Origin of the sequence: Curtobacterium sp. A7_M15 (genome assembly GCF_030705415.1) — a bacterium.
GTDB lineage: Bacteria > Actinomycetota > Actinomycetes > Actinomycetales > Microbacteriaceae > Curtobacterium.
On record NZ_JAUZED010000113.1, the window covers coordinates 1 to 11,238 of the forward strand.

Genomic DNA, 11,238 nt, shown 5'->3' on the forward strand with positions numbered 1-11,238 from the left:
ATGTACTTCCGCCTCATGGGCAAGCTGAACGCTCGCCGCCAGAACCTGCTCGAGGAGAACGAGAAGGGCTTCACCCTGATCGAGCTCCTGGTGGTCGTGATCATCATCGGCATCCTCGCCGCGATCGCGATCCCGGTGTACCTCAACGTGCAGAACAACGCGAAGGACTCGTCCGTGCAGAACGACGTGACGAACCTGAAGACGGCCATCGTGTCGCTGCAGACGGCCGCCAACGGGACCATGCCCTCGGTCTTCAACATCACCACCTCGACGTTCCCGACGCCCACCGTTCCGGCCGGCTCCAGCGCCTCGACCTGGTCGGACGCCGGTGCCACCTTCGGTGCGAACACGACCCGCCTGCAGTGGTCACTCGTCGGCACCAGCGGCTTCTGCATCCAGGGCACGAGCTCGACCACCAAGAACTTCTTCGCGAGCGACACGAAGGGTGTCAACAGCACCAGCTGCTGATGACACACCACCACGAGAGAGACTGAAATGTACTTCCGCCTCATGGGCAAGCTGAACGCTCGCCGCCAGAACCTGCTCGAGGAGAACGAGAAGGGCTTCACCCTGATCGAGCTCCTGGTGGTCGTGATCATCATCGGCATCCTCGCCGCGATCGCGATCCCGGTGTACCTCAACGTGCAGAACAACGCGAAGGACTCGTCCGTCCAGAACGACGTTTCAAACCTGAAGACCGCCGTCGTGTCGCTGCAGACCGCCGGCAACGGAAGCACCCTGCCGACGAAGCTTGCCACCGCGGGCCTCGACGGCACCGTTCCGGACGCCTTCCCCTCACCGGCTTCGACGGCCACCACCACAACGTGGGCCGATGCAGGTGCGACGCTCGGAGCGAACACCAAGAAGCTGCAGTACGGGCCGAGCGGCACCACGGGCGCCTTCTGCATCATCGGTACGAGCACGACGGGGAAGATCTTCTTCGCGACCGACGCAAAGGGCGTTGCCTCGTCCACGTCGGCCACTCCCTGCACCATCAGCTGACAACTGCCATGAGGGGTGAGGCGGCCGAGGCCCCTCACCCCTTCCGCGTACGACGACGACCAGCATCGGAGGTGACCCCATGATCGCTCGCATCGCACGACGACTCCGCGCCCGCGCGGCCGACGAGTCCGGCTTCACGATCATCGAGGTCATGATCGCGATGATGGTCTTCGCGCTCATCTCCATCGGCGTCGCCTACGGGATCACCAACTCCCTCGTGCTCACGCAGGACTCGCGCTACCGACAGGCGGCGCTCAACCTCGCGTCGCAGGACATCGACCAGCTGCGGTCGCAGGTGCAGGCGAACGGCGACGCGATCCTCGGCATCAAGCAGAAGCTCGGCACGTCGGCCACGGTCGGCGGCCAGAAGTACACGATCGACCGCACCGTCGCTTGGGTGAACTCCGACGGGAGCAGCGGCGCGTGCGGGACCGGTTCGGGGACACTCGCGTACAAGAGCATCTCCGAGAAGGTCAGCTGGAACACGAAGAGCAACGCGCGCTCGGTGACCATGGACACCCTCCTGGCGCCGACCGCGAACATCAACGACGACACCAAGGGCACGATCATCGTCGCGGCGACGGACGCCGGCGGGAACGGGGCGGCAGGGCTCACCGTCGCGGTGACGCCCGTGGCGGGCACCGGTGCGAGCGCGCTCACCGCGACACCCGCGCTGACGGACGCGCAGGGCTGCAGTTACGCACTCCGAGTCACCCCCGGCACGTACTCCGTCACCGTGACCCGATCCGGTGGCGTCGACGCGAAGACCCAGACGTCCGTCGGCAAGAACGACAACGTCATCGTCGGTGCCGGCGCGAACTCGTCGATCACCTTCACGTACGACACGGCGGCGACGTACAAGCTGCAGTACCGGACCCTGCAGACCGCCCCGACCGCCGTGCTGCCCACCAACCTGACCGAGACGCTGTGGAACAAGCTCGGTGCCCTGACCCCGGCGGTGACCGCGGCGAACACGTCCGCGACGCCGGTCGTCACAGCGTTCCCCTTCAAGGACGGGTACCGCGGCTACGCAGGCTCCTACGTCAACGCGACCGGTGGAGGGTCCGCGACCTGCGTCGATCCCAACCCAGCCACGTGGACCACGCCCGCGTCCGACGGTGCGATCGGGCTGGACGTCGTCCCGTCGTCCGTCGCCCCGGGGGACAGGAACGTGCCGGTCACACTCCCCCTGGGCGTCATCACGCTCAACGGGCTCAAGAGCGGCCAGTACATCACCGCGGTCACCGCGAGCAGCGCACCCGGGGACCCGGGATGTCAGACCGGACAGACGCTGACGTTCCCGGCCGTGTCGGGATCCACCCAGGCCATCGGCCTGCCGTTCGGGACCTGGTCGCTGTACTCGGGATCCTCGTCCGGCGCGACGACCACGAACCTCGTGGCCGCCAACGCCTCCAACGTCGTCCCGGTGACGCGCGGCACCGTCAACCAGCAATCGCTGGTCGGGGTCGTCACCTGGGCGAACACCGTCACCCTCGATCCGCGACAGACGGCGGCATCGTGATCACCGCGATGCGCCGCCGGCTGCGGTCCCTGGTCCGCGACGAACACGGGATCTCCCTGATGGAGCTCTTGGTGGCGATGAGCGTGACAACGGTGATCCTCGTCGCGATCGGCGGGTTCGTGACGGCAGCGATCAAGGGCAGCGCCGTGAACGTGGCCGCCGACCTGAACGGTCGCGAGGCATCGACCGCCATGACGTCGATGACCCGGTACCTCCACGTCGCGACGACGCTTCCCGTGGCCGGCCGGGTCCTCCCCGACCCAGCGTTCGTGTCCGCTTCGAGCACGGACATCACCTTCTACACGTACGTGAACCTGACCTCGACGGACGAACAGCCGATCAAGGTCCGCTTCTACCAGGACCCGACGACGAAGGGGCTGGTGCAGACGGTGACGCCGTCGAGCTACAACGCGACGACCGGTTACTACACGTTCCCGTCCGGGGCTGCGTCGACGACGACCCGTTTGACCGGCCCGATCGCCACTCCCACGACCGACGGACCGCTCTTCTCCTTCCAGACGATCTCGAACGGGTCGATCGATCTGGCGGGGGGCGTGGTGCCCGCAGCGTCCCTCGGAGCGATCAACTCCGTGGTGGTCAACCTCGAGGTCGGATCGACGTCCGCGGGTGCCTCGGGCAATGCCCACGACCAGACCACGGTCTACCTCCTCAACGTCGGGCAAGGAGCACCGAGCACACCATGATGCGACGGATCATCCGTGCGCTCCGAGCGCGCGACGACGAGCGGGGGATCGCCCTCGCGACGGTGATCGGCATGGGCGCGCTGCTCATGATCCTCGTGGCGACGATGGCGACGGTCTCGGTAGCCGGGGCGCGGAAGGGAACCACCGACCAGAACGCGAGCAGCGCGCTCGCCGCCGCCTACGCCGGTCTCGCCGACTACCAGTCGCGTCTCACGGCGGACAACTCCTACGGCCAGTACGGGACGACCTCAGGCTTCACGTCGACGTCCAACTTCGCTGGCCGGAAGGGCAACGCGGCGTTCCCGACGACCTCCGGCGGTCTGGCGACCGCGAGCTGGGTCGCCGTCCCCGGCAGCACGGGCGAGTACTACACCTACGAGGTCGACAACACGGCCTACGCCGCCCAGGGGATCATCAAGCTCCGTGTGACGGGTCGGGCCGGATCGGTGACGAAATCGGTCGTCGCCGACCTCAAGGGTGACGGCTTCATCAACTACCTCTACTTCACGGACTTCGAGTCGTCGGACCCGAGCATCACCGGGGAGACCCAGTCCGGCAGCACGACCCGTCTCTGTGTCCCGCAACACATGTGGGAGCGCACCTACAGCTCGACGACTGCGTGCGATCCGGTGCAGTTCGCGAACGGTGACGTCCTGACCGGCCCCGTCCGGTCGAACGACGAGTTCACCGTCTGCGGTGCCACGTTCGCCAAGCGTGTCGAGAGCGGTGCCGCTGACGGGGTCTACAACGTGCCGAGCGGCTGCCGGTACACCGCGACGTTCGCTGCGGCTTCATCGTCCCTGCGGCAGCCGGCACACGTCCCGACGATCGATCTGCCCGCGACGAACACGAACCTGGCGCAGGAGACGCGGTACGACCTCACGGACTCGACGGTCCCGCGCCCGGGCTGCCTGTACACCGGGCCGACGAGCATCACCTTCAACGGCAACGGGTACATGACCGTCGTCTCACCGTGGACGAAGGCGACGCAGATCGCCATCGGCAGCGACGGCAAGATGACGGGGGCGACGCCGTCGCAGTGCGGAGCCCTCGACCAGCTGCGCAGTGCGACCGGGGCGACGATCAAGACCCTGTCGAGCAACCTCGTCTACGTCCAGGATGTCCCGACGCCGAGCTCCAACAACGACCCGAACGCGTGGGCGAGCACTGAGCAACCCACCACCATCACCGCGAACACCATGTGCAACCAGGCGTACAGCAGTTCGCAGAGGAAGTGGGTCGCGACCTCGTCCTACGGCAACGGTCTCGGGTACCCCCGGGCGAACGAGTACACGGGCAACCTCGGAGCCACCGGCCTCTACGGGTGCCGTTCCGGCGACGCCTTCGTCAAGGGGGGCTTCAGCGGCGCGATGACCGTCGGCGCCTCGAACTACCTGTACGTCACGGGCGACATCACCTACGTCAACGCGACGACTGACATCCTCGGGCTCGTCGGCCAGACCGCCGTGACGGTGTGGAACCCGGTCTCCTGCTCCACGTACCAGACGGTCCGGACGAGCTGGGGCAGCTCCACGACGACGAACATCTGTGACACGTCGTACGGATCGAGCCAGCTCCTCGCCCGATCGGCCGGCGCGAGCATCACGATCAACGCCGCCGTGGCGAGCAACCAGGGGACGTTCCAGCTCCAGAACTACGGGTACGGCGCGCAGCTGGGGAACTTGAACGTCGTCGGCTCGATCGCGCAGGAGTACCGCGGCGCCGTCGGCGTCTCCTACGGGGACGGGCACGTGACCGGCGTCAAGAAGAACTACGGCTACGACAACCGGCTCCTCAGCACCGCTCCGCCGAAGTTCCTCCAGCCGGTGTCGACCAGTTACGGGCCGACGACCGTGGTCGAGGTGCCGCCGGCGTTCCGGAGCGACGGTTCATGCGTGCGTGCTGCGTCGGGAACGGCCTGCTCGTGATGGCACCGTCACTCATCCCCGTCCTCTGTGTCCTCGCGGGCGTGCTCGGTCTCGCCGTCGGCTCGTTCCTCAACGTCGTCATCCATCGCGTACCCGCGCGGGTCTCCGTCGTCGCTCCGGCGAGTGCCTGCCCCGAGTGCGGTCACGCGATCCGGAACCGCGACAACGTGCCGGTCGTGTCCTGGCTGGTCCTCCGCGGACGGTGTCGCGACTGCAGTGCACCCATCTCAGCACGGTACCCGGCGGTGGAGCTGGCCACCGGCGTGCTGTTCGCCCTGGTGACCTGGATGGTGTCGTCGCCGGGTCTCCCGACGATCAGTGCGGCACCGTTCGGTTCGGCGATGCTGGTGCTGATCGCGCTGCTCTACGTGATGGCGATCAGCGTGGCGCTCGCGGCGATCGACCTCGAGACGCACACGCTGCCGAACCGGATCGTCCTACCCGCCTACGTCGTCGTGATCGTCTTGCTCGGCGTGGCCGCGCTCGCGGCTGGTGACTGGGCGGCCCTGGGTCGAGCAGCGATCGGACTCATCCTGCTCGGCGCCGCCTACCTGGTGCTCGCGGTCGCGGTGCCCGGGGGCATGGGGCTCGGTGACGTGAAACTCGCCGGCGTCCTCGGCTTCGTGCTCGCGTACCTCGGATGGGGACCACTCGTAGTGGGAGCTTTCGGGGCGTTCGTCCTCGGAGGTACGTTCGCCTTCGCCCTGGTGGCGACCCGCAGGGCGCAGCGAGGGAGCGGTATCCCGTTCGGACCGTGGATGCTCGCCGGCGCGTGGATCGGCGTCGCGACCGGTGGCCCGCTCTGGGACGCGTACCTCCGTCTCCTCGGTTTCGCGTGACCACACCGAACACGACCCGCCCGCACGCAAGAAGGAGAGCTGGAATGGCCAAGAGTCTCGTCGGCGTCGACATCAGTGCGACCTCACTGCGAGCAGTGGAAGTCGCCGACGCGGGCTCGTCGAAGCCCGTCATCGTCCGGGTGGCCGAGCACCCCGTCGCCCCCGGTGCGGTGAGCCGCGGAGAGGTGATCGAGCCGAACACCGTGGCCAGTGCGCTCCGACAGCTCTGGGCGGTCGGCAAGTTCCGCTCCCGCAACGTCGTCCTGGGGATGGGCAACCAGCGAGTGCTCTCCCGCGAGCTCACCGTGCCGAGTGGACCCATCGAACAGATCCGAGAGTCGTTGCCGTTCCAGGTGCAGGACCTCCTGCCCGTGCCGGTCGGTGACGCCATCCTCGACTTCTACCCGGTGTCGGAGGGGCTCGGCGAGAACGGTCCCGTCGTGAACGGCCTGCTCGTCGCAGCGGTCAAGGACGCTGTCCTGCAGAACGTCAAAGCGGCTCAGCTGGCAGGGCTCAACCCGGTCGGCGTCGATCTCATCCCCTTCGCGCTGACTCGCCAGCTCGTGAGCCGTGCCGGCGTGCCGGGGACGGTGGCTGTCGTCGACATCGGTGCTCAGACGACAAGCGTCGTGATCGTCACGGACGGCATCCCGCAGTTCGTGCGCATCATCTCGACAGGCGGTGAGGACGTCACGAAGAGCCTGTCCACGACCTTGGAGATCTCGTTCGATCAGGCCGAGGCAGTCAAACGGCATCTCGGGATGGCAGGGGGTGGTCGCACCGTCGACGACAGCCGTGCCATCTCGATCACGCAACAAGCCGTCGGCGAGCTCCTCGTCAGCGTGCGCAACACCATCAACTACTTCGTGAACACCCATCCGGGCCAGGCCGTGAGCCGTGTCGTCCTCGCCGGCGGAGCGTCCTACCTCGGCGGGCTCCGCGAGGCGCTCGTCTCGACGGTCGGTGTGCCCGTCGAGCACGGGGACGTGTTCGCAGCGGCAGAGTACGCCCGTGCGGTCGACCCGCAACGTGTGGCGGACAACGGAGCAAGCATCGCAGTCGCCTTCGGGCTCGCGGCGGGGAGCAGGGCAGCATGACCACGACCGTCGAATCGACCACCGGCAGCGCCACATCCGTCGCGGACCGTGGTCGCGGGAGGAAGCCGCGTCTCGACCGAGTCGCGGCGTCGACCGCACGGTCCGCGCTCGTCGGGCTCGTCCCCGGAGTGGACCTCCTCCCGAAGGAGGTGCACGCAGAGCGTCGCGAACGTCGTGCGGTCCGACGGGCATGGCTGGGGGTGGTCGGCGTGGCGGCGGTCGTCGCGGTCGGCATCGGCGCGGCCACCGCGACGGCGCTGCACGCAGGCGCAGACCTCCGCTCGGCCGAGGCCGAGACGACAGCGTTGCTCGGACAACAGGGCCAGTACGCGGAGGTCCGTGGTGTCGAGTCCGATTCCGCGCTCCTGGATGCAGCGCAGAAGGTCGGCGGGTCCACCGAGATCGACTGGTCCACGTACCTGCACTCGGTACAGGCGTCGCTGCCGAGCACTGTGACCATCACCTCGGTGACGGTCGACTCGTCATCGCCGATCGCCGACTTCACGCAGGCGACCGGCCCGTTGCAGGGGCAGCGCGTCGCGACCATCTCGGTCGTCGCCTCGAGTCCCACGCTCCCGTCCGTTCCGGACTGGTTGGACTCGGTGCGATCTCTGCGGGGCTACGTGGACGCATCGGCGTCCTCGGTGACCCTGGCGGACGACGCGGCCGGAACAGGCGGGTACACCGTCAACATGACGATCCACGTGAACCAGGACGCCTACGACGGCCGTTACGCCGACGAGGAGAAGTGATGAACCGCAACAAGCTCATGCTGGTGCTGGCCGCTGTCGCGGCAGTGGCGATCATCGCGGGTGGTCTGCTCCTGGGCGTGCACCCGCAGCTTGCCCAGGCCGCTGCTGACCGCGCGCAGCGCAGTCAGATCGACAAGACCAACGACGTCAACCGCGCCGAGCTCGCACGGCTGGCGAAGGAGCAGCAGCAGCTCCCCACGCTCAAGTCCGACCTCGCTGCCCTCCGCGCGTCGGTTCCGTCCACCGCGGACACCGCCGCCTTCATCCGTGAGCTGAACGAGGTGGCGAAGACGACCGGTGTCACGGTGTCGAACATCGCTACCGGTGACCCGATCGCGTACACGCCCCCGATGTCGACGGCGGCAACGTCGGACACCGAGGCCACGGCAGCCGCCTCGTCGAGCCCGTCACGGACCGCCAGTGCCGCCCCGTCGCCGGCAACGCCCCAGGCTCCCGCAGCCGTCACCGACCCGCAGATCACCTCGGCGAACTTCTCCACGATCCAGATGTCGGTGGCGGTCACCGGCTCCTACGACCAGGCACTCGCATTCACCTCAGGGCTGCAGCACGGCCCGCGCCTCTTCCTGGTGAACTCGATCGCCTCCGGAGGAGGGTCCGGGAACGGCGACGGTGCTGACGCCACCCCGACCTGGACCCTCTCGGGCCTCATCTTCGTCCTCTCGAACCCCGCCGCTTCCGCCCCCGCCAACGGCTGATCCGCCCCCCGCCAACTGGGGTCCGCCGCGCCACGCCGCACCCTCTTCCGCACAGCCTCCCGCTGTGCCTACGATGCTCACGAGCCCGCGATCGCGGCTGCTCGTCCTCATCTCGAACGGTCGCTCGAAACGGCCGTTCCTCGTCGTGCCCGGAGTCGCGCGTGTTGGCTGGAATCGTGGAGTTCCTCGGTTGGTTCGGAGCGGTAACTGTCCTTGCTGGTTACCTACTCTTCTCGATGGGCAAGCTGCCGAGCGGCCCGGTCTACCAGCTGTTCAACCTCGTCGGCGGGCTCGCCGTGGCGATCAACGTCGCGGCGCACCACGCCGTCCCGTCGACCATCGTGAACGGCATCTGGGCGATCGTCGCCGTCGTCGTGCTCGTCAAGATGGCGAAGGTCCGCCGGGCAGCGAAGCGAGGTGCGCCGACCGAGGCGCCGGTCCTCCACACCGAACCCCCGGCGACCACGGCGGTCCTGCCGATCGTCGGGCCGGCGCTGCGCGACCACGAGGCGGAGGCGCCGCTGCCCGCGACACCCGCGCCGCGCCTCCAGGACACGGCCGCCGACGCGACCCGGACGACCGACGCGGCCCCGACCGCCGACGGCACCCGCACGGCAGACGCGACCGGCACGGCCGAGGCAACCGACGCTCCGACCGCCGCCGCGCCGATGACCGAGAGCACCCCGGTGATCACGGCGACGATCGCCCTCGCCCTCGTCGCTGCAGCGCAGGATCGAGCAGACCAAGCGCAGGATCGAGCAGCCCGAGCGCAGGACCGAGCAGACCGGGCCGAGGAGCGCGCCGACCAGCAGACGCACCCGGACGAGCCGGAGCACGCGGACGCCACCTCGGTGTGAGCCCCCAGCGGTACGATCGCCGCATGTCCCGATGGTTGATCGCGACGATGACGTCGATCCTGTTCATCGCGCTCGTCATCGCCGTGACCGGGTTCGAGGCACTCCTCGCCGACGTCGAGGTCATCTCCCAACCCGACGCCACTCCGTACCTCGGCCCCGCCATGGTGCTCGGCGGTGCCGTGGTGGTCTTCCTCGCGACGGCTGTCGGCTCCCGCGAGGGCAACCCCGGCGTCACCGGCCTCGTCGCCGCTGCGACCTGCTACCTCGTGATGCTCGGCGTCGGGGCGGTCGGCTACAGCCTGGTGCGCAGCGACCTCACCGAGCTGCTGGTGTTCCCGGCCGGTTACGCGCTCGGCCCGTTCGTGGTCGGTTCGGTGGTGGTGGCACTCCTGTGCGTGGTCGGAGGGATCGCCGCTGCACGGCACCAGTCGCGAGCGTCGGGGGTGCGCCCGGAGCCCGGCGATGACGGTGCCCGCCGGTAGTCTTCCTGCAGGACCACAGGACGACGGGGGACCGATGACCGACCAGCACCAGGCCGACGGATGGGGATCCGTCCCGGCCGTGGACTCCATCCGTGGAGCGAAGGACGCGCCACCGGCAGGACCGTCCGGACTGCGACCCCCGCCTCGTCGTCGACTCGGTCGCGGCCGGCTCATCGGCATCGTCGCGGGTGGCGCGGCCGTCGTGCTCCTCCTCGTCGCGGGCGTCGTCGGCTACTCGGTCGGCAGCTCGACCCACGCCGCCGACCGGCCGGTGCGCGCGTTCCTCGACGACCTCACGGCGGGGCGGGTTAACGCCGCGCTCGACACGGCGGGCATCGAGCGTGACGAGCACGACCCGCTCCTCACCACGGCTGCCTACGCGAAGGCGAAGGACCGCGTCACCGGCTACCGGATCGCCGCCACGCGGGAAGACGGCGACACCGCCACGGTCACGGCGTACCTGCGGCAGGCGGGGCGTGACGTCTCGTCGACCTTCACGCTCGACAAGGCGGGGACCGACTGGGGCGTGTTCCCGGTGTGGCAGCTCGAGCCGCCGAGCCTCGGCGCGGTCGACGTGAGCCTGCGCGGCCCCGCGGGCACCAAGCTGTCAGTAGCCGGGCAGTCCGTGGCCACGTCGAAGGACGGCACGGCGACCCTCACGGCACTCCCCGGGACGTACGACGTCGCGGTGGACGGTGGCGAGTGGTACTCGGCCGAGGGCGCGACGGCGACGGTCACCGGGTTCGGGGGCACCGCATCGAGCCTGGTCTCGATGACGACGGAGCTCACCCCCGCGGGCAAGCGGTCGGCGCAGGCAGCGGTGGACGCGTGGGTGGACGGCTGCATCGCCTCGACGGACGCTGCGCCGCCCGGGTGCAGCTTCTACGCGTACGGGCAGGACGCCGCGTACACGTACACGAACCAGAAGTGGACGCTGGACACCCGTCCCACCGTGTCGATCGGCGGGTGGGTGTCGAACGGGTGGCTCGTCACGACGACGTCCTTCGGCCGCGCGACGTTCACGGCTGACATCTCGGGCCCGGGTGGGGTGGGCACGGCGTCGGCCGGACCGATGAACGTCAACGCCAGCGGGTACGTCACGGCGTTCACGGACGCGGGGGCGACGTTCCGCTCGGCGGTGGGGAACGGCTCGTCGGACACGGGTTCCTGACACCACGGGAACCGCCGGTCGGTGCCTCCGGGAAGCGCGGCGCCGGCCCGCAACGTCGGACCGGGAGGCGCGGCGCCGGCCGGCCACGTCGGACCGAGAGGCGCGGTGCCCGCCGGCCAGCCCCGTCCAGGAGGCGCGACCCGGGCCCGCGACGTCCGTCCAGCGACC

At 69.0% G+C, this 11,238-nt stretch carries 12 protein-coding genes; all 12 read left to right on the forward strand.

Annotated features, from left to right (window positions below; translation table 11 throughout):
* Positions 1-468 (forward strand): type II secretion system protein (locus tag Q7F20_RS15630; protein ID WP_305740992.1); only part of this gene is annotated, 468 nt, incomplete at its 5' end.
* A 27-nt stretch (positions 469-495) separates the two neighbouring features.
* The gene (locus Q7F20_RS15635; protein WP_305740993.1) at positions 496-1,002 is read left to right on the forward strand and encodes a type II secretion system protein; all 507 of its coding nucleotides are present in this window, start codon (positions 496-498) and stop codon (positions 1,000-1,002) included.
* 79 nt (positions 1,003-1,081) lie between these two features.
* Positions 1,082-2,524, forward strand: a complete 1,443-nt coding sequence (locus tag Q7F20_RS15640; protein WP_305740994.1) for a prepilin-type N-terminal cleavage/methylation domain-containing protein — start codon at positions 1,082-1,084, stop codon at positions 2,522-2,524.
* A complete protein-coding gene (locus Q7F20_RS15645; protein WP_305740995.1) occupies positions 2,521-3,228 on the forward strand; it encodes a type II secretion system protein J in 708 nt (235 codons plus the stop codon). Before Q7F20_RS15640 ends, Q7F20_RS15645 begins: the two co-directional genes overlap by 4 nt.
* Positions 3,225-5,156, forward strand: coding sequence for a hypothetical protein (locus Q7F20_RS15650; protein WP_305740996.1), 1,932 nt, complete (start codon positions 3,225-3,227; stop codon positions 5,154-5,156). Before Q7F20_RS15645 ends, Q7F20_RS15650 begins: the two co-directional genes overlap by 4 nt.
* The gene (locus Q7F20_RS15655; protein ID WP_305740997.1) at positions 5,156-5,995 is read left to right on the forward strand and encodes an A24 family peptidase; all 840 of its coding nucleotides are present in this window, start codon (positions 5,156-5,158) and stop codon (positions 5,993-5,995) included. Before Q7F20_RS15650 ends, Q7F20_RS15655 begins: the two co-directional genes overlap by 1 nt.
* 44 nt (positions 5,996-6,039) lie before the next feature.
* The gene (pilM, locus tag Q7F20_RS15660) at positions 6,040-7,092 is read left to right on the forward strand and encodes a type IV pilus assembly protein PilM (protein ID WP_305740998.1); all 1,053 of its coding nucleotides are present in this window, start codon (positions 6,040-6,042) and stop codon (positions 7,090-7,092) included.
* A complete protein-coding gene (locus Q7F20_RS15665) occupies positions 7,089-7,844 on the forward strand; it encodes a hypothetical protein (RefSeq protein ID WP_305740999.1) in 756 nt (251 codons plus the stop codon). Before pilM ends, Q7F20_RS15665 begins: the two co-directional genes overlap by 4 nt.
* Entirely contained in the window at positions 7,844-8,560 is a 717-nt protein-coding gene (pilO, locus tag Q7F20_RS15670; RefSeq protein ID WP_305741000.1) for a type 4a pilus biogenesis protein PilO, read from the forward strand. Before Q7F20_RS15665 ends, pilO begins: the two co-directional genes overlap by 1 nt.
* 236 nt (positions 8,561-8,796) lie before the next feature.
* Positions 8,797-9,417, forward strand: coding sequence for a hypothetical protein (locus Q7F20_RS15675; RefSeq protein WP_305741001.1), 621 nt, complete (start codon positions 8,797-8,799; stop codon positions 9,415-9,417).
* A 23-nt stretch (positions 9,418-9,440) separates the two neighbouring features.
* Positions 9,441-9,899, forward strand: coding sequence for a DUF6121 family protein (locus Q7F20_RS15680; protein WP_070417675.1), 459 nt, complete (start codon positions 9,441-9,443; stop codon positions 9,897-9,899).
* Positions 9,900-9,933: 34 nt separating this feature from the next.
* A complete protein-coding gene (locus tag Q7F20_RS15685; protein WP_305741002.1) occupies positions 9,934-11,070 on the forward strand; it encodes a hypothetical protein in 1,137 nt (378 codons plus the stop codon).
* The last annotated feature ends 168 nt before the right edge of the window (positions 11,071-11,238 follow it).

Coding starts and splice junctions, on each gene's coding strand:
- pilM (WP_305740998.1), top strand. CDS start 6,040: ATGGCCAAGAGTCTCGTCGGCGTCGACATCAGTGCGACCTCACTGCGA.
- Q7F20_RS15650 (WP_305740996.1), top strand. CDS start 3,225: ATGATGCGACGGATCATCCGTGCGCTCCGAGCGCGCGACGACGAGCGG.
- Q7F20_RS15680 (WP_070417675.1), top strand. CDS start 9,441: ATGTCCCGATGGTTGATCGCGACGATGACGTCGATCCTGTTCATCGCG.
- Q7F20_RS15685 (WP_305741002.1), top strand. CDS start 9,934: ATGACCGACCAGCACCAGGCCGACGGATGGGGATCCGTCCCGGCCGTG.
- Q7F20_RS15665 (WP_305740999.1), top strand. CDS start 7,089: ATGACCACGACCGTCGAATCGACCACCGGCAGCGCCACATCCGTCGCG.
- Q7F20_RS15640 (WP_305740994.1), top strand. CDS start 1,082: ATGATCGCTCGCATCGCACGACGACTCCGCGCCCGCGCGGCCGACGAG.
- pilO (WP_305741000.1), top strand. CDS start 7,844: ATGAACCGCAACAAGCTCATGCTGGTGCTGGCCGCTGTCGCGGCAGTG.
- Q7F20_RS15635 (WP_305740993.1), top strand. CDS start 496: ATGTACTTCCGCCTCATGGGCAAGCTGAACGCTCGCCGCCAGAACCTG.
- Q7F20_RS15655 (WP_305740997.1), top strand. CDS start 5,156: ATGGCACCGTCACTCATCCCCGTCCTCTGTGTCCTCGCGGGCGTGCTC.
- Q7F20_RS15675 (WP_305741001.1), top strand. CDS start 8,797: ATGGGCAAGCTGCCGAGCGGCCCGGTCTACCAGCTGTTCAACCTCGTC.